This is a genomic window from Calorimonas adulescens (assembly GCF_008274215.1).
Taxonomy (GTDB): domain Bacteria; phylum Bacillota; class Thermoanaerobacteria; order Thermoanaerobacterales; family UBA4877; genus Calorimonas; species Calorimonas adulescens.
Genome location: NZ_VTPS01000003.1, coordinates 1 through 19,109, shown reverse-complemented (window position 1 = coordinate 19,109; position 19,109 = coordinate 1). Strand labels below are relative to the sequence as shown.

Sequence of the window (19,109 nt, the reverse complement as noted above, 5' to 3'; positions counted from 1 at the left end):
AATCAGCCCTACATCTTCTCAGGTGCACTTACTCCAAGGACAGCCAGTGCATTGGCCAGCACCTTTCTTGTGCTGTCAATGAGTACAAGCCTTGCCTTCATAACCCCCTCTTCCTCTCCTATTACCCTGCATACCGTGTAAAATGAATGGAAAAGTGTGGCTAAATCCAGGGCATAATGGGTAAGCCGGTATGGCTCTAACCTCAGGGCGGCCTGGCCGATTTCCTCCGGGTATGATGCCAACTTCTCCATAAGGCTAAACTCCTCGTCCTTATTTAAATGGTATAGATCCACATCATCTATATCCGGGACGGTTATACCTATTGACTCTGCATTTCTCAGTATACTGCAGATTCTGGCATGGGCATACTGAGCATAAAACACGGGGTTCTCACTGCTCTCCCTTATAGCCAGGTCCATATCAAACTCAAACTGAGAGTCTGAAGACCGCATATTAAACAAAAACCTCACGGCATCCCTCCCAACGGCATCCACCAGGTCACGCAGAGTCACCATGTTGCCCTTTCTCTTTGACATCCTGGCAAATTCTCCACCCATCTTCAACCTCACAAGCTGCATCAGTATAACGGTAAGCCTATCGGGTTCAATGCCAAGTGCCTTCATGGCAGCCTTCATCCTGCCCACATGGCCGGCATGGTCTGCGCCCCAGATATCAATTACCCTGTCAAAACCCCTTTCTACAAACTTGTTCCTGTGGTAGGCTATATCAGAGGCAAAATATGTCGGTATGCCGTTGGCCCTGACCAGCACATCATCCTTATCAGCTCCAAATTCTGTTGCCTTAAACCAGAGTGCACCATCCTTATCATAGGTATAGCCATTGGCTTTAAGCTCCGAGATTACAGTGTCCACCTCTCCGCTCTCATAGAGGGAACTCTCCCTGAACCAGACATCATAGTGGATGCCATATGCCTCAAGGTCCTCATGCATTCTATTTATGTTTTTCTCCAACGCCCATTCCCTGAGTACACGCTGCCTGTCCTCAGAGCTTAACGCAAGGGCGCTCTCACCTTTCTCCTCGATATATTCCCTCATAAGGTCCACCAGGTCCTCGCCGTGATAACCGTCCTCGGGCACTTTGGCATCACGGCCTAAAAGCTGCAGGTATCTTGCCTCCAACGATGCCCCAAATTTTTCTACCTGGTTTCCTGCATCGTTTATGTAAAACTCCCTTTCCACATAATATCCAGCCTTTTGCATAATAGATGCCAGCACATCGCCTATAGCCCCACCTCTTGCATTGCCGAGATGCATGGGCCCCGTAGGGTTGGCAGACACAAACTCTATCTGCACCCTCTCACCCTTACCAACATCTAAGTTGCCATAGTCCTGACCCATAGAGCTTATTTCCCTGAGGACATCATAAAGCCATGTCTTATCCAGCTTGAAGTTTATAAAGCCAGGACCTGCTATCTCAATAGACGACACATACCTTACCTCCGGAAAATTGGAAACAATAAGCTCGGCCAGCTCACGCGGTTTTTTGCCGAAAATCTTAGATGATGTCATGGCCACATTGGTAGCATAATCCCCAAAGCTTCTATCCTTTGGCACCTCCAGTTCCGGTACCGGCAATCCTTCTAAATCAATCCCCGATTCCAGGGCTATTTTTTCTAAAGATGCCTTTATAGCATTTTTTATGTCTTTATGTATCTTAAAAATACTATACATCAATTGACCTCCCTTACTGTCAACTTTAATTCATTGGTACTGACATACCTGTTATTTAACTCCAGGTGATACTTAAGGTTAACCTCTCCACCTGTACTGCCAATATCTATGTGCATTTTCTTTCCTATTACCCCAAGGTCAAAAATCCCATCAGAAGTTACATAGGGACTGACGTTCTTCTTATCTTTTTCAAACACAAGTTTTGAATTATGCCTTCCACTGTTATACACCACTACCCTGTCCCTTTCAATCTTCAGCGTGGTAATGGTGTCTGGACTGCTCCTGTAAACTATGTAATAGTTGCCCCTGTTTTTATAAAGTTCAGCCTCCGTAGTAAGTTCGATGCTTTCTTCACCATGGGGTGAGATTTGGGTGCCCTTAGCTCTTACCCATGCCTTTGCCATAAAACCTCCCCCTCAATGCCTTTTTAATTAAATTATAGCACTTTCATGTTCATAAGGATAATTGTTTATTTTGCCTTACGTTCTACACTTTGCTATATTAATATAACCACATCCAGTCATAACCTGCATCCTGTATATAATATCATATAGCCTGTATACTTGAAAAGGTACCTACGGCAAGATAAATTATGTGGAGCTTTGACCCAAAGGAATGTCTTCATTCAATGCATCAAACAAAGTCCGGACATCCGGCATGGACATCAGTTTTAAGCTTTTAATATTTATAAAAAGTGTAAGGTACGCTGCAGAATAAAAATACACACGTTATAACGTCCCAAGCAGCATTATTCCACGAAGTATTGTACTTTACACACATCTGTTAAATTGTAAAACAAATTAATCATTAATAATATTACATTTTATATTTTAAATATGCATACAATGGGGTATAATATATAGATGAAAATAACTGCAGGAGGGCGGTGGTTATGCTTTCGTACTTATGTGATTATATAGACATAAGGATGGAAAACCGCAGCTATATGAGATATCTGCCTGAAAGATGTTCCTTTTGTGGATACATGATGAGGTCTTCTTCTTCAGGTATGACATGCAAATCCTGTGTGCTCATCCATAATTATAAAAAAGTGGGATCAGGGATCCCACTTAAGATTACATTATAATTGGTCTATCCGTCTTGTCCCTCCAGGACATTTGCTTTCATTTTTTATGCGTCCATGGATATCGTATAAGATTACAATTGCTTTTCATCGTCATGTGATATCAATTTTAATGAACATCTTGAAACCTCTCCAGGGCCAAATCAATTAGATCTTCTAAGAGCTTTCCGTAGGCCAGGCCTGACGCTTCCCATAATTTGGGGTACATACTCACATGAGTAAAACCCGGTATGGTGTTTAGTTCGTTAACATATACATTCCCCGTACCATTCTCATAAAAAAAGTCAACCCTGGCCATACCCTGACAGTCAAGGACTTTATAAGCCTTTACAGCTAAGGTTCTTATCTCCTCTATCTTTTCATCGGGCAACTGGGCAGGTATCAACAGCCTCGTAGCTGTATCACAGTATTTAGCCTGATAGTCATAAAACTCCCTGGCCGGCATTATTTCTCCAACTGTTGATGCACGAGGATTTTCGTTTCCAAGCACAGAACATTCCACATCTTTACAGTTTATTGACTTTTCTACAATAATTTTTCTGTCATATCTTGCCGCTAAATTCAATGCCTCCGTGAGCTCCACCCTGTCATGAACCTTTGTAATACCCACACTGGACCCAAGATTAGCCGGCTTTACAAAGTTAGGATATCCCAGCCTTGTTTCTATATTCTCTGCGACATCTTCGCTCTGCCCATACCACTGTTTTTTCGTAAATACCAGATACGGTACTATCGGGAGTCCAGCGTGTTCTAACAGCTTTTTGGTAAAAACCTTATCCATTCCCACAGCAGAAGATGTGACACCAGCCCCCACATACGGTATATTCGCCAGCTCTAAAAGTCCCTGTATCGTGCCATCCTCACCTCTCGGCCCGTGCAAGACTGGAAAGACCGCATCCAGACGTTCTATCTTAATCTCACCATTTACAAAATAAATAAGTCCATGATATGATGGGTCTGGTGGAAGTATGGCCTTATATGAATTATCCAACCAATTACCGTTTTGTATGTCGTCTATATCCCCTTTGTATAGATACCAGTGCCCGTTTTTTGTTATCCCTATAGGTATTATCTCAAACTTTTGCCTATCTATGTTCTTCATAACCGAGGCTGCAGACATCAGAGACACTTCATGTTCTCCAGATTGTCCACCGAATAAAACCCCCAACTTCAAAGGCATTAACAATCCCTCCAATATGCTTCTTTAGGTCTATTGTATTCTAAAATTAACTAAATAACCACACAATATATTGAAGCATTCTTCAAGATTGTTTATCATTACTCTCTGGTTCAATATGGATGGTGACATCGGTTATACCAGGGAATTTTCCTCGCAATCTTTCCTCAATTACCTCACTAATCTCATGGGCATCGTATACATTCATATCATTTCCCACAAGCACATGGAGGTCAACCTTGATATCATCCTCTCTTCCTCTTGTCCTTATCTTATGGCATGACTTTACACCGTCTACACTCAGTACAAGCCTCTCTATATCCTTTTCATCCAGCACTACAGAATCCATCAAAACACCTGTACTCTTGGATAAAATCTCAAATGCCGCCCGTCCTATCATAATTACAATAAATATAGAGATAATGACATCCGCAATTGAAAGCCCATACCTTGATAAGATTAACCCAACAATAACAGACACCGACACCAGCACATCGCTTGTTGTATGAATAGAATCTGAAGCCAGAAAGTCGCTCTTCAGCGTGTCAGCTTTCTTTTTTTCATACATTGCTACGAAAATATTTATTAGAATAGTGGCAGCCATGACGAGTATGCTATATAGATTGGTGTCAACAGCAACAGGTTGTTTAAACCTTTTAATGGCACCGATGGTCACTTCATAGCACAGTACAAGCAATGCTGCAGCAATGATTAAAGTTACCATAGTCTCAATCTTTTTGTGTCCGTAAGGGTGTTTCTCATCTGATGGCCTGTATGCAAAATTTATACCCACGATACCAATTATATTATTGCCCATGTCCGTCAGCGAGTGATAGCCGTCGGCCACCATGCTTATTGAATTTATCGCATTGCCCACAACTATCTTTGCAATACATACCAGCAAATTAAGCAATAATACCACAACATTGACCTTCAGCAGCTCTCTGTAATTGGCTTCTTCCATTTATATTCCACTCCCTCCATAAAAAATTCGCAGGCCATACGGCCTACGAATCCATCGGCCTCATTTCAATTGAAATAGAGTATTTATATTATTATATGTTCTTTTTTCTTAAAATGCAACTACTTTTTCCTGATATTAATTATTATCAATTGATAATAAAAACCTTTAACAGTTAAAGGCCGGGGATCACTCCCCGGCCTCAGGGCCACCACTGTACTTACTGGCAATGCTCTTCTCAGCCCTCTCTATAGCAAGCCTCACCAGGTTGCCACAGTTTCTGGAAGATACACTACCCCATCCTTCTCTTGCTACTATATCGTCAACACCTAATTCTCTGGCAAGTTCATACTTTAGCTCGTCGGACATTATACTACGCCTTCGGGACATATATGACCATCTCCTCACCAGAATTTGAAGGTGCCCCCAATACTATTATGTCCTGAAGGTTGAAAAATATCACATGGTAAGCTTTCCTTCTTCAGTATCTATAACCTGTAAGACCTGCTCTTCATTTCCATTCTCGGCATTAATATACACATAATAGGTATTTCCGGAATACTCACCTGTAAATTCATAGGCAAGAACTTCTTTCCCACCTGGTAAGGGAATTATGGCCAGCCTCACTCGTTTTACATCTAAATTCAAACTTATCCTGTCTTCCGCTTGGCTTTCTGTTATTTTCGGTCTCTTTACAGCCCTTTCCGTGTGAGACATGTAGTAGTTCTGTGCCTCAAAGCCCAGCACATCGCCATTATCTAAGGCAACCTTTACCTTAATAAGGTCCGGGTAAAATACTATATCGTCCTTAGTATATGCATAGTTTATGACCACCGTATTGTCATACTTCATTGAATATGTCGCCATCATATTATCAAATCCGTTTCTCTTTAAAAATCTTTCAGCATAGCCTTCAGCCTGTGTGGTGGATATATTAACCTTGCCGACATCCCTGCTATTCATCATCCAGATTACATGGCCACCCTTTTTGGTGACGTTTAGATAGTAGCTTGAACCATTCTCATCATCTATCACCTCTATCCCAAATCCGTCCACCGGTTGGTCCACATAGCTGTACTGTCTAACTGAACGGACATTTTTAACCCCCAGGAAATCCACAGCTTTTTTTTCTGCTGTTTTCAAGTCAATATCGTTTCCTGTTACACCCTTTGGCACCTTTCTCTCTAAGGAGGCAGAAAACGGTCCATCATATATTAATGTTGGGAGGTTTGCCATACTCTTCTCTACATTTTCAAACCTGGCACCCATAAGGCTGTCAGAAATATTATCCAGTCTTGTACCTCCTCTACTCTTTAAGTCACTTATTGTTATCTTCCCCGACACCAGCTCATCCTGGATCTTTTGCAACTCCACAGAAACATCACCTGCTATCTTATGGAGCTCAGCTATGTTCTTCCTGTCTGTATCGGAGAATTCTTCACCTCTTGCCCTCTTTCTTTGAAGGCTGTACGAATAGTCACCCACCTGGTTTAAAAACCTCAGTGTATTTTCCACGGTCACTGAGGGAATAGGCAATTGGGCAACGGCCTCGGCCGCCGTAAAGGCCCGCCTGTGTACGTCAGTAAGTGTAATTATGTCCATCTCTTCTTCTTCTGCGACCTGAAGTTTTGAAAGGCCAACCTGCATATTTTCAATATTGTCTACAAGTTGATAAAAGGCCCTGTTGTACTGCCCGTTCAGATAGCGGTAATAAAACGTCTTTTGGTTATACTGATATATGCCAAAAATACCCAGACCTATAACGGCAGCCACCATAATCAGACTTACAGCATTAATTTTTTTAAATTTCATAATGTCACCTCGCAAACCTGTGTTTACCTATTACTGTTATGACTGGTCTTGACCATATCCAGCCACTGGTCGTCTTGGCAGGATTATAGTAATAGAGCGCCCCTCCCGAAGGGTCCCATCCGTTCAGGGCATCTCTTGCCGCCCTGAGGGACTCATCGTCTGGATTTAACCATATCTGTCCGTCGGCAACCGCTGTAAAGGCACCGGGCTGAAATATTACGCCTGATATGGTGTTTGGAAATTTTGAACTCTTCACCCTGTTTAACACAACAGCACCAACGGCAACCTTTCCAATGTATGGTTCTCCCCGCGCTTCTCCATGTATTAGCCTGGCCAGAAGAGTGTAGTCGTCCCTGCTGGATATACCTCTGGATGGTGTTGTGGCAGCCGCTGGTGTTATCCTCATACCAAGTGCCCTCTTGGTGGCATTTCCTATGACGCCATCGGGTGTAAGGCCATTCTTTTTCTGAAATCTTACAACAGCCTGATACATCTTAGCGCCATAGACCCCGTCCAGGGGGCCTGTATAGTATCCCCAGTTCTTCAGTCTCCTCTGAGCCTCAAGCACTTCGCTGCCTTTAGACCCCCAGGAGAGCGTGGCACTGTATGCCACGCCTCCAATCAATACAGTTATCACAAAAATTACTAGCAATACCAACTGCTTATATCTTTTCTGCATGGGTATCCCCTTTCAATTAGCTGAAATATATCTGTATACTCAGTCTTATTGTTATTTTTTGTATAAAGCAGGATTTTTATTCTGAATGTCGAATTTATATGATTTAATAAACATGACTATAGTGTGGGTATCATTGACTTGCTTTAAGGCTGAGTTTTATGTTTCATACCACGCTAATATTGATGTTATTGGTATTCGTCTTAAAATGTGCATTAGATGTTACTATGCCACACTAATATGTATAGTGTGTTATTAGCCTGAAAAGCCATTTTCACCGTAAACCACGGTGGTTAAAATAAAAATAAATGGGAGGGGATTTTTTGAAAAGGAGATTTATAATTATGCTGGCTGCATTGCTGGTGCTCAGTATGGCTTTATCAGCATGCAGCGGCCAGACCACACATCAAAATCAGGAGTCACAACAGTCTGGCAAACAAACAGCGCCTATAGAAATAACCTATAACCTGCAGACAGAACCAAGGAGCGTCGACCCTGCGAAGAATACAGCAATAGATGGGGGTACTGTTATATATCACGTGTTTGAGGGGCTCACAAGGCTGGATAAAAATAATAAGGCAGAACCGGCAGTGGCAGAAAAGTGGGATGTATCCAGTGACGGCCTTACCTATACCTTTCATCTGAGGGACGGAGTAAAATGGTCTGACGGAAAACCGGTTACCGCCAAGGATTTCGAGTATGCCTGGAAGAGGGTATTAAACCCTGATACTGGTTCAGAGTACGCATACCAGCTCTATTACATCAAAAACGGTGAAAAATATAATAAGGGAGAGGCAAAGGCTGAGGATGTAGGTGTTGTGGCCAAAGACGATAAGACATTAGAACTCACCCTCGAGTCTCCAACCCCTTATATACTTGAACTTCTGGCTTTCTTTACCTACATGCCAGTAAGGCAGGACATAGTCGAAAAAGACCCCGACGGCTGGGCCCAGAATCCTGAAACATATATTGGTAACGGCGCATTTGTTATGAAGGAATGGAATCACAACGACTCCATAGTCTTTGAGAAAAACCCCAATTACTGGGATGCTGGCAGGATAAAGCCCGATAAATTGACCTTTGTGATGATTAATGATGCATCCACAGAACTGGCAGCGTTTGATAACAATCAGATTGATTTTGGTGATAATCCTCCAGCCAATGACTTCCCAAGACTGAGAGAAGACGGTGTTCTCCATATAGACCCAAGCTTAGCCACATATGGATACGTCTTCAATACAAAAAAAGCCCCCTTTGACAATCCAAAGGTACGCAAGGCATTTTCTCTCGCAATAGATAGAAAGGCTATAGTGGAAACACCTCCACAGGTCGGACAGAAGCCAGCCGGTGGATGGGTACCACCCGGGTTGCCTGATGCTGACGCCACCAAAGATTTCAGAGAAATTGGTGGAGACTATTATGATGTAAACAAAGCCAGTGTGGAGGAAGCCCAAAAACTGCTTGCCGAGGCTGGTTATCCTGGCGGTAAGGGCCTGCCAGAGATAACACTGCTATATAATACCAGTGAAGGTCACAAGCAGATTGCTGAGATGCTGCAGGAAATGTGGAAGAAAAACTTAGGAGTGGAAGTCAAACTGGCTAATGAGGAATGGCAAGTATTCTTGGATGACAGGGCAAACGGAAACTATCAGATTGCAAGGCTTGGCTGGTTTGCCGATTATATAGACCCCATGACATTCCTTGATATGTTTACCACGGGTAGTGGAAACAATGATTCAGGCTGGAGCAACAAAGAATACGATGACCTTATTGACAAAGCAAAGCGTACTACCAACGCTGCAGAACGAATGCAGTACATGCATCAGGCAGAGAATATCCTTATGGATGAGATGGTTGTCATCCCAATATACTTCTATGTAAATTCATATATAGTAAAACCCAACCTGAAAGGCTATCACGTGGACCCGCTGGGATACACCTACTTCCATGAGGCATATAAAGAGTAAATATATTGTTACAGAAAGGACCTTCGGAGGTTAATCCGGAGGTCTTTTCTGAAATGCCAGCTTCAGAGTATCGGATACCTTGCTGGCTATATTTTCCACTATCTCCACAGCCTTAAATTTTATTTCCGGCCTATCAGAGGATATCTCTTCAATTTCATTCTTACTAAGTACCCGTGACAGCTCTTCCTTTGTATTATCACGGACCTTGCCATGGGCTGTGTCAACAAAGCAGAGCGGAGGGAAGAGAACGCACCACCAATTTTTCCCGTCTCCCTTGCCAATCACTATACGAAGCGCATCATACTCTCCCGATGGTAAAGTGATAGCCCCATAGGACTTGACAGGAAAATCAAATTTCCCTATGGACACCTTGACTGGATATTCATAACCCTCTTCTTTTATAACCTCTTCAGCAGTTCTTTGTATATCATTTAGTTTACTGTTAATCAAGACCATTGCATCATTTTTGCTGTCTGTTGCTGTAAGGTACGGGTCCAAACATTCGACAATCGCATCCTTGACCTTTAATTTCAACTGTTGATCGGCTTCATCATCGCTGTTGGCTATTACGTGAAATCTCAGCAGTTTATTTGACAGGTCAACCTGCAGGTCCTTGTCTGGTAAAATGTATCCCGTCAGTAAGACAGCTATCAGGGTGGTAACCAGTATAGCAACAGCCCATTTCATAGAAAAATCCCCACCTTTCTGTTCTAATTTAAATTATTTACAGAAGGCAGGGATTTTATACATTTATTGAAACATTTTTCACATCAGTATCTGATTAGCCATCTCAAGGTCCTCCGGTTTATCTACATCATTTCCTATCTCTGCATATGGTGAGATAATTGCCTTTGCGGTTATATTGAGCATCCTTGAAGCCTTTTTCTCCACCATTTCAATGGTAAGGGTTTTAAACAAAAACGCAAGAATCAAGCCAGGCCCCAGTATAGTTGCTATCTTAGCAGGATTCTTACGATTCTGTACCACATGACGAATTACAGGCATACACCGTTCTATAATCCCAGGATTTAGATAAAATACATTCCCACCGGTAAAGGCCCCATCCTTTAAAGTCACATAGGTCCTGCGCGTCCCGGGAAACTTTTCCTCACATGTCTTTTTCTCAACTATGGGGTAACAGAAATCCGCATCTATCTCTTCTGACCTGATAATAAAATCTATTATTGCTTCCGGCGTAATGTATGGTATGTCTCCTGTCAATATTATTATGCGCCTGTCATTTTTAAACCTCTGGATACCCTTTATAAGGTTATCCAGTATATCAGTGCCCCCCTCAGCAAACTCCAAATCATTCTCCAGGCAAAATCCTCTGATATCATCATTGCCAACAACATATATGCTGCCAATCATATCAGTTTTTCTAGCTGCATCCACCACATAAGACAGCATCGGCTTTCCGTTTATCTTTGCAAGGGACTTCCCCGGTATTTTCTCTATTTCTCCACTTCCGGCCAGTATTACAGCATTTATCATAGCATCCACCCTCAACTGTTATATTTTACTGAGCGATCTCACAAAATCCTCCTGTGTAGATTCCAAGTGTCTTTCTGCAGCTTTTCTTGCAGTTTCAGGAGTACGTTTTTTAATGGCCTCTACAATCCTTTCATGCTCAGGTATCAGCTTGTTTGGCCTCTTATATGCCTCAAGGTATTTTATCCTGAACCTTTTAAGCTGTTCCTGCAGGTTATTGTTTATCTGTATTAACTTATCATTCCTGGTAGACTGAAATATAAGATTATGAAACTCAGTATCTGCCTCTATTATACCATTTTCATCGCTTTTATCCACATAGTCTTTAAAATTTTCCATAATATCTGTCAGCATACGGATCTCATCATTGGACATACGCTCAGCAGCGAGGGCTGCGGCCAGGCCTTCTAAGGCCGTCCTCACTTCAAAGACCTCAAGGATATCCTTCTGCGAAAGGTCGGAAACATATGCACCCTTCCTCGGCATCATAATCACAAGGCCTTCCAGTTCAAGCTTTCTTATAGCCTCTCTGATAGGTGTACGACTTACTCCTAGTTTTGATGCGAGCTGAACCTCCATCAATCTCTGACCCGGTTTAAATTCTCCCGATATTATACCTTCCTTCATATATTCAAAGACAAGGTCTCTCAATGGCTTATAGGTTTCTATCGGATTAAAATTATCCATTCATATCCCACCCAACAGTTTTAGTATAATATACAAAAGGATAATTGAGCTTTAATTTTTTGTATGCATTCATCAAGACAGTCCTATCGGTAAACACACCGAAAACCGCAGAACCGCCTCCGGTCATCATGGCTTTTACAGCCCCATTCTCTTCAAGGTCCCTTTTGATTTTTTCAATAGATGGGAGAATACTATGAGCTGCAGCCTCCAGCACATTATCCATATACCTGGCGATTTTTACAGGATCACCGGTATGGCAATTCTCCAGAAAGCCGTCGATATCGCCATGAGAATAACTTACATTATCAAGTATACTGTATATCTTCCTCGTTGAAATAGACTCTTTTGGCTTTACAATCAGGACATCCAGATCGATAGGATCTAACGGTGTTATCCTCTCCCCCCTCCCCTCTGCCAGTGCCATTCCTCCTTTAATAAAAAATGGTACGTCGCTGCCTATAGACGCAGCAATTTCCATAAGTTCTTCATCTGTCTTGTTAAGGCGCCACAGCTTGTTGAGCCCTATCAATACCTGTGCCGCATCTGAACTGCCGCCGCCCATGCCCGACCCAATTGGGATGCGCTTTCTAATCTTTATATAGGCACCCAGGTTGTCTCTTTTGCCTCTGAGGGCACATGCTGCTTTATATGCAAGATTCAACTCCTTTGGCATATCAAGCATATCAACATTAATTTTTTTAAATATAGGTTTAATGTATACCGTATCATGTAGACCAATAGTGTGCATAACTGTCACTATATCATGATAGCCATCGTCCCTTGTCCCTATGACATCCAGAAAAAGGTTTATCTTTGCATTTGCTCTTAAAAACATTCAGCACCTCTTAATATATAAAAAATTGTTACACTGACTATAATTATAAGACTTTAATAAACCCGTGTAAATAGAAAAACCGTCTTACAGACGGTAAAATTTTGAATAGCGGTACAAAAAACGGTTTGTTTCCAAACCGTTTTTTGTCATATCTGTGCTCTCTCTATTACTTTGCAAAATAAGCATGATGGAAATATACATACCCAAGCGGGTCAACTATATAACCCTGGAGCTTAGGATCAACCACAACATAGTTTATATAGAAATATATTGGCATTACAACAGCATCATCCATGAGAATGTCCTCTGCCTTGTGGAGATACTGCATCCTCTCCTCGGATGTCTTTGCCGTCTTGGATTTCCTTATCATCTCGTCGAACTGAGGATTGGAATACTGAGCGTCGTTGTTACCCATTCCAGTCTGAAGCATGTCTAAAAAGCCCATTGGATCTATATAGTCTGAAACCCATCCCCATCTTGCAATCTGATAGTCATGGGTCTGTCGCCTGGTAGCTAAAAAGACCTGCCACTCTTGATTGGCTATCTTCACGTCTACCCCCAGGTTTTGCTTCCACATCTCCTGCAGCGCCTCGGCTATTGCCTTGTGGCTTTCACTGGTATTATAGAGCAGTGTGATCTCCGGAAGACCCTTGCCATCAGGATATCCTGCCTCTGCAAGAAGCTTCTTTGCCTCTTCTACATTGGCCTTGGTGGGGTCAAAATAGTCGCCACCAACTTTTCTGAAATCCTCACCTGGTTTTGCGTCAGGCATGCCATAGGGTACCCACGCTGCCGCCAAAGGCTGACCACCCTTTGCGATCTGGTCTACTATTGCCTTTCTGTCTATGGCTAAAGAGAATGCCTTCCTTACCTTAGGATTGTCAAAGGGTGCCCTCTTTGTATTAAATACATATGCATAGGTAGAGAGCAACGGGTATTCCTTTAACACTCCCTCCTGCTTTAATCTTTCCAGCTCGGTAGACGGCGGATTATCACCAAAATCTAAATCTCCACTCTCAAAGGCAGACAGTTCTGTAGCTGGTTCAGAAATCATGGTAAACACTAATTTATCGGGTTTTATATTTTCAGCATCCCAGTAGTTCTCATTCTTGACCAGAACTATAGAGTCATTATGGTTCCATTCAGCCAGCTTAAAAGCGCCGTCACCTATATACGTCTCAGGATTCTGTGTCCAGTCATCAGGATGTGCCTCTATGATATCTTTCCTTACCGGCATATAGGTCATAAAGGCAAAAAGCTCCATAATAAAAGGTGTAGGATTTTCCAGCGTGACCTCAAGGGTTTTATCGTCAATGACCTTTACGCCAAGGTCCTCCGCACTCGCCTCGCCAAGGTTGAATTTTTCAGCATTCTTTATGAAATACAACTGATAGGCATAGCTGGACGCAGTCTTAGGGTCTAAAGCCCTTGTCCATGCATAGGCAAAGTCACCGGCTGTAACCGGCTTGCCATCAGACCACTTTGCATCCCGCAGGTGGAATGTGATTGTCAACCCGTCATCAGAGATCTCCCAACTCTTTGCTATGCCAGGTTTCGCCTTAGAATTTTCATCCAGGGTGGTCAACCCCTCAAACACATGCAGGATTACCTCAGCACCATCGAGGGCACTGTTGAGCGCCGGGTCTATCGTCTGGGGTTCTGTACCCATGTTATAGCGTATGACCACCTCATTGGAAGTGCCATTATTTTCCCCCTGGCCTTGCTGTTTTTGTTGCTGTCCGCCTGTGCTGCAACCCGCCACTAAAGATAATACCATGATAATGGCCAGGCCTATGATTAAAGTCCTCTTCATTCGTCCATTACCTCCCCTTCTTGTTTTTTAATTTTAGCAAAAGCTCAAATAATCAACACGCCCCTTTTTATAAGCTAAAATCTTCTACAATCTTCCCAGCAAAATATTTAAGCAGCAGGATAATAGAAACACTTATACAGGTAAGTGTGTGACAATATAAGACTTGTGTTGATACTCCCCCCTCTTTTACAATTATCATTTATATTCAATATACAAGCAAATTTCGTGCCACAAAAAACCACCTCATATTCCACAGAATGTTGGGATGAAATCCTTCCTATTCCATCCCATTAGCAATACTGTTTAGATGGTTTGTCCCTATCATTTTATATTTACTATAATTCTACACGAAGATTCTTGCATTTACAATAATAAAGTTCTATTACGGCTTAATTTCTTTCAAGATCAGGAGTTTGTCTCCTTCATTCAATATCTCCTCTTCTAGCTCATTTATACCTTTGATCTTTTCTATGGTGGTCCTGTATCTCTTGGCAACGTCCCAGAGTGTCTCTCCCTTTCCGACCACATATACGGTTATACTGGCTGGCTCAGGCAGGGTTTCCTCATCTGACTCTTCTACCGATAATAGATAAATGAACCTGTTCTCCCTGTATACCTTAAGATTGCAGTCAACGGTATATCTGATGTCCACAGCATTGCCATTTAAGGTATATGCGATGTGGGATACATTAAACCGCACGTCAAGCTTGTCATCATCCTTTAATTCATCAGAATCCACCACATGCCTGAATGGCATTTCTGCCATATCACACGCAAGACCGGATTCGGTTATGTAATATACCCTTACCAATAATAAACCGTCTATGTATAACCTGTTGCCGGAAAACTCATATTCACCTGCCTGGGCCTGGCCCCTTACCAGAAGTATATGTTTAGCATCTCTGGACAGTTCTACAGTGTCCCTCAGGCTAAGCTGTGTGTTTGACCTGAATGCCTCACTTAAAACAGCAAAACTGCCCTGATTCCCCCTGATATTTCTCGAAAGACTATATGCGTCTACTATTAAAGTCTTTTCTTCTTCCTCATACACCTTAACCCTGACATTCAGGACAGCCTCTATGTTCACCGTGCCACTATCCTTAGGGTCAGCACTGACCTCCTCAACAACACACTCCACTTCTGGAAACATATACGCCTGAACGCCGTCTACATCTACATAATGTGTAAAACCCAGTTCTGTGCTATATGAGTCATATTTTACGCCTTCAGTATCTTCTAAATATATAAGGTCGACACTCAATGTACCTTCCACAAGAACCTTGTTGTCAGAAAGCTGCATTCCCAGGTTTGTCACTGTTACATCAGAATAAAGTATGTCCCGTACAACCACATCCTCGCCGAGGTTTATATCCTCCCTTACTATTGTCTCTGAAGAGCCCTCGCCGACCATATGCCTCGCCCTTATACCACTGTTCTTGCACATTACATCATCCAGTTCAATCGATGTGACAGCATTGATACTCTCCTCCTTGCCTATGGATAGGCTTAAATTTATAACATGCTTTAACTGAAGTTTTCTGCTGTTTATCACATCGCAGTCTGTATGCTCCACATATCCCCTGGCTCGTACTGTCACATCTTCGTCAACATCGGTCGCATCAAAATAGTGGCTGAATTCAATCACGGCGTCCATACCAGCAACAGGCCTGTCCTCCTGAGCCGTGGCATATAAAACACGGGTCAGGACCCTTCCCTCTATCAATATCCTGCCGTTAGCCACTTCGCCGTCATCAATTATAAGTTTACAATCCACCCCTATAATCTCTTCCACATCGGGCTTGACATCCGGTACCAGTACATCGCTCGTTGCCATGACCTGTACATCCCACTTCTTTATCAGCCTATCCAGTTTAATGGCGTCACTGACAGCATCTATAGACATAAGAATTCCCTCCCAAGCATTTCTCATTAATATATAGATATAACCCCGGGAGGGAAAATATGATAAAAATTTAAAAAACCGAGGCAAACCCGGTTTTTTAAACACATTCTTTATTTAAATTGCTGCATAAGCTAAGTTCAACAGTCTCTGTCAAAATGTCGGAGTAGCTATAAGAAATGCGCCTAACTGAGTTATCCATTTCTATTTTAACTATAAAAATGCTTGGGTAAGTCTCTTCAAGTATGCCTTCTCTGATTATGGTTTTCTTTCGTCCTCCGTTAGTCTTGAGTCTAACCCTCTCTCCAATGTGTCTGTCAATAACCTTTTTAATCTCCATAAGGGCATTCTTGTCAGACAAATCTACCACCCCTCTAAGACATCTTTTATAATATTTTAACATTTAGGGTGGCTAATGTCAAGTTAAATATTATATACCCATCTTAAAAACTTGTCAATTGCCATTTATAAATATTTTTTCAGTATCTTCTCATATAATTATAACCGTTCTCTAGTTATCTTTATTTTTTTATATATTCTAATTCACCCTCTTGCTGTAGTTTGGCAATCCCTCTCTGTACTTGCCGCGAGTATTCAGCCCTCCCATACCTTCCTTCCCGCTTATTGTCCTTTCAAGAACATCCGAAGCATTGATAATATCGTTGATCTTCGTATATGCAATTTTTTCGCAGATAAATACCGGATCGAGACAGTGTATAAGGACTCTCTGAGGCGAGCTGGCATAGTTCGCACCAGCCTCCATCAACTCCTCATAACACGATTGACATGCACCTGCAATGATTGCAAGGTCATCCAGTGATGGCTCATATTCCCTGGCCTTTTTAACCGCCTGTACAAAATACGCTGAATTTTTGTAATTGGAAAGGTCTAACCTGTCAACTGCCCCTTTTTTCATTGCATCGTGGCCTGTTATCACAAGTATATCCGGTTTATACCTGTTTAATAATTCCAGGACAACGTCAGGTTGTTTTTCCTCTCTTACTTCTACTCCGACCACATCTATATTTAATTCCCGATAAATGCTAAGGCATTCTTTTAGATAGTCTATATCGCCGTCCAGGTGAAGTACACGGCCTGGCCTCTTCAATATGTCACCCTCGCTGCCAAAACTTCTAAAACCCGTGTTTGAATTTCTTTCTTTTTTTATTTGAAGTTTTATTCTTTCTACAATATCGTCATAGTGTTTTGTGAACTGTTCTTTTCTTGTCTTCTCAACCGGCATGAGGTCGTCCTCAGAAGCGTCAGCCTCTATCCTTACACAGGCGCCTTTTATCCTGTATATCACATTCTTGCCCTGTCGCCTGTAACCACATACTGTAAATAGTATATCACTGTTATACGATTTTCTTACAACCATATCCCCAATCTTAAACATATAATGCTTCACCCCTTCATATATGTCTATGATATAATATGAAAATATATATCTTTAGGTGCTTTTTCCATCCCACACCATTAATAGACATATTGATGAATATTTTTTCATAAAAGGAAAAATAATAATGATAAGCTTAAGGATACAACTAAAGGAGGTTACTAACTTGAAAGCTACCGGAATTGTAAGAAGAATTGATGACCTTGGCAGAGTAGTTATACCCAAAGAGATAAGGCGTACCTTGAGAATCAGGGAGGGTGACCCTTTAGAAATATTCACAGATAGAGAAGGAGAAATAATACTGAAAAAATATTCACCCATAGGGGAGCTCAGTGACTTTGCTCAACAGTATTCCGATGCCCTGTATCAATCAACCAAACATATAGTCCTGGTAACAGATGGGGATACAATTATCGCAGTATCGGGTGGTATCAAAAGAGATTACCTTGACAAACCCATAAGCAAGGAACTAGAAAAAATAATGGACACAAAAAAGACCGTACTGCTTGGAAAGGGAGGTGAAGGTAATACCATCCCGCTATATGAAGGGGAACCAGAAAAAGTTGCCGTATCTCAAGTAATAACTCCAATAATCTCAAGGGGTGACTGCATAGGTGCAGTGATAATAACCAGCAGGGATGAAAACACCCAGCTCAGTGAAACCGACGTAAAGCTGGCAGAAACTGCTGCATCATTCTTGGGCAAGCAAATGGAGGATTGATAATTACCCACCTTATGGTGGGCTTTTTTGTAAATCTAAACTCATATCCCCGACAGGGTCAAAAAATTCAAAAGTATCCTGGCTGTAAGTCCCCATATAACATGGTCTTTGTACTGGTAGAAGTGTTCCGGGTATTGACCTGTACGCCACCTGTAATTGTTCCCATATGGAATAAGATGGTATGGAAAATCCGCTGTCGGCTCTACTTTTACTGTTACATAGTATGTATTTGGCTTATTTTTTACAAAAAAATCTATAGGGACATAAAAGACCTCTTTCACCTCGTCTGCATTTGGCTTTATGATACCCGGGTTTAATATCCTGCCAACATAAGGGTATATAATTAAATTAAATGGCGTGATGACTATATCTAAGGGTGCTATTATCTGAATATCCTCCTTTGAAATACCCAGTTCCTCAGTGGTCTCTCGTATCGCTGTTTCCATGCTGCATGAATCGGTCTTCTCCATACCGCCGCCCGGAAAGCTGATCTCACCAGGCTGCCTCTTTATGGTATCTGACCTTACCTCAAAGAGTATCTGGTCAACTCCGTCGATATTTACAACAGGCACAGTGACCGCTGATTTAAAATACCTCTCGCTGTCCATTATATCCGGTTTTCTGCCGGCCAGTTTTATCAAGTCCATAAATGACCCCCATAACTTAAAATTATAATTTAACGATACACCTTAATCATAGTATAAACCACAACTGAATAACAACAAATCAAAAACCACAGTATTACCATAATAAAGGGGCTGTTGCACAATGGACTAAATAGTTCATTGTGCAACAGCGCTTTTTTTATTGCGTAAAAGCAAATACGGGTACCGAAGTACCCGTATAAGCTGTATAATTAAGTCATGAAAAACACTAAACTATACACCAAAGATTATAC

18 protein-coding genes are annotated in these 19,109 nt (G+C 41.9%); 2 read left to right on the top strand and 16 right to left on the bottom strand.

Features of this window, described 5'->3' with window-relative positions; all coding sequences use genetic code 11:
* Positions 1–8 precede the first annotated feature (8 nt).
* The 7 genes from argS to sleB form a co-directional block, all read right to left on the bottom strand.
* The gene (argS, locus tag FWJ32_RS02700; protein WP_149544440.1) at positions 9–1,691 is read right to left on the bottom strand and encodes an arginine--tRNA ligase; all 1,683 of its coding nucleotides are present in this window, start codon (positions 1,689–1,691) and stop codon (positions 9–11) included.
* Positions 1,691–2,095, bottom strand: a complete 405-nt coding sequence (locus FWJ32_RS02695; protein WP_149544439.1) for a YwiB family protein — start codon at positions 2,093–2,095, stop codon at positions 1,691–1,693. The genes argS and FWJ32_RS02695 overlap by 1 nt, the downstream gene beginning before the upstream one ends.
* Positions 2,096–2,884: 789 nt before the next feature.
* Positions 2,885–3,955 (bottom strand): D-alanine--D-alanine ligase family protein, encoded by a 1,071-nt coding sequence (locus tag FWJ32_RS02690; protein WP_149544438.1) that lies wholly within the window; start codon positions 3,953–3,955, stop codon positions 2,885–2,887.
* Between the two features lie 82 nt (positions 3,956–4,037).
* Complete coding sequence (locus FWJ32_RS02685; RefSeq protein ID WP_149544437.1) at positions 4,038–4,916, bottom strand: cation diffusion facilitator family transporter; 879 nt, start codon at positions 4,914–4,916, stop codon at positions 4,038–4,040.
* Positions 4,917–5,102: 186 nt separating this feature from the next.
* Positions 5,103–5,303, bottom strand: coding sequence for a small, acid-soluble spore protein, alpha/beta type (locus FWJ32_RS02680; protein WP_149544436.1), 201 nt, complete (start codon positions 5,301–5,303; stop codon positions 5,103–5,105).
* Between the two features lie 69 nt (positions 5,304–5,372).
* A complete protein-coding gene (ypeB, locus tag FWJ32_RS02675; RefSeq protein WP_149544435.1) occupies positions 5,373–6,725 on the bottom strand; it encodes a germination protein YpeB in 1,353 nt (450 codons plus the stop codon).
* Between the two features lie 4 nt (positions 6,726–6,729).
* Complete coding sequence (sleB, locus tag FWJ32_RS02670) at positions 6,730–7,404, bottom strand: spore cortex-lytic enzyme (protein ID WP_149544434.1); 675 nt, start codon at positions 7,402–7,404, stop codon at positions 6,730–6,732.
* Between the two features lie 320 nt (positions 7,405–7,724).
* Here sleB and FWJ32_RS02665 point away from each other — a divergent pair, with 320 nt between their 5' ends.
* Positions 7,725–9,368, top strand: a complete 1,644-nt coding sequence (locus FWJ32_RS02665) for a peptide ABC transporter substrate-binding protein (RefSeq protein WP_149544433.1) — start codon at positions 7,725–7,727, stop codon at positions 9,366–9,368.
* 30 nt (positions 9,369–9,398) lie between these two features.
* On the opposite strand, the gene spoIIR is transcribed toward FWJ32_RS02665, so the two are convergent.
* The 8 genes from spoIIR to yabG all read right to left on the bottom strand — a co-directional run bounded on the left by spoIIR (position 9,399) and on the right by yabG (position 17,490).
* The gene (gene spoIIR, locus FWJ32_RS02660) at positions 9,399–10,055 is read right to left on the bottom strand and encodes a stage II sporulation protein R (RefSeq protein ID WP_149544432.1); all 657 of its coding nucleotides are present in this window, start codon (positions 10,053–10,055) and stop codon (positions 9,399–9,401) included.
* A gap of 78 nt (positions 10,056–10,133) precedes the next feature.
* Positions 10,134–10,862, bottom strand: coding sequence for an NTP transferase domain-containing protein (locus FWJ32_RS02655; RefSeq protein ID WP_238988768.1), 729 nt, complete (start codon positions 10,860–10,862; stop codon positions 10,134–10,136).
* Positions 10,863–10,880: 18 nt separating this feature from the next.
* On the bottom strand, positions 10,881–11,546 hold the full coding sequence (locus FWJ32_RS02650; protein ID WP_149544431.1) for a GntR family transcriptional regulator: 666 nt from the start codon (positions 11,544–11,546) through the stop codon (positions 10,881–10,883).
* Positions 11,539–12,381 (bottom strand): 4-(cytidine 5'-diphospho)-2-C-methyl-D-erythritol kinase, encoded by an 843-nt coding sequence (ispE, locus tag FWJ32_RS02645; protein WP_149544430.1) that lies wholly within the window; start codon positions 12,379–12,381, stop codon positions 11,539–11,541. The genes FWJ32_RS02650 and ispE overlap by 8 nt, the downstream gene beginning before the upstream one ends.
* A gap of 166 nt (positions 12,382–12,547) precedes the next feature.
* Positions 12,548–14,194, bottom strand: coding sequence for a peptide ABC transporter substrate-binding protein (locus FWJ32_RS02640; protein ID WP_149544429.1), 1,647 nt, complete (start codon positions 14,192–14,194; stop codon positions 12,548–12,550).
* A gap of 382 nt (positions 14,195–14,576) precedes the next feature.
* Positions 14,577–16,097, bottom strand: a complete 1,521-nt coding sequence (locus FWJ32_RS02635) for a DUF3794 and LysM peptidoglycan-binding domain-containing protein (RefSeq protein WP_162523476.1) — start codon at positions 16,095–16,097, stop codon at positions 14,577–14,579.
* Positions 16,098–16,194: 97 nt separating this feature from the next.
* Positions 16,195–16,455 carry a Veg family protein gene (locus tag FWJ32_RS02630; protein ID WP_338028685.1) on the bottom strand — a complete coding sequence of 87 codons (261 nt, stop codon included), beginning with the start codon at positions 16,453–16,455 and terminating at the stop codon, positions 16,195–16,197.
* 177 nt (positions 16,456–16,632) lie between these two features.
* The gene (gene yabG, locus FWJ32_RS02625) at positions 16,633–17,490 is read right to left on the bottom strand and encodes a sporulation peptidase YabG (protein ID WP_149544426.1); all 858 of its coding nucleotides are present in this window, start codon (positions 17,488–17,490) and stop codon (positions 16,633–16,635) included.
* A 166-nt stretch (positions 17,491–17,656) separates the two neighbouring features.
* Between yabG and spoVT the strand changes: the two genes are divergently transcribed.
* The gene (gene spoVT, locus FWJ32_RS02620; RefSeq protein ID WP_149544425.1) at positions 17,657–18,211 is read left to right on the top strand and encodes a stage V sporulation protein T; all 555 of its coding nucleotides are present in this window, start codon (positions 17,657–17,659) and stop codon (positions 18,209–18,211) included.
* Between the two features lie 41 nt (positions 18,212–18,252).
* On the opposite strand, the gene FWJ32_RS02615 is transcribed toward spoVT, so the two are convergent.
* Positions 18,253–18,858, bottom strand: a complete 606-nt coding sequence (locus FWJ32_RS02615; RefSeq protein ID WP_149544424.1) for an NUDIX hydrolase — start codon at positions 18,856–18,858, stop codon at positions 18,253–18,255.
* Positions 18,859–19,109 lie beyond the last annotated feature (251 nt).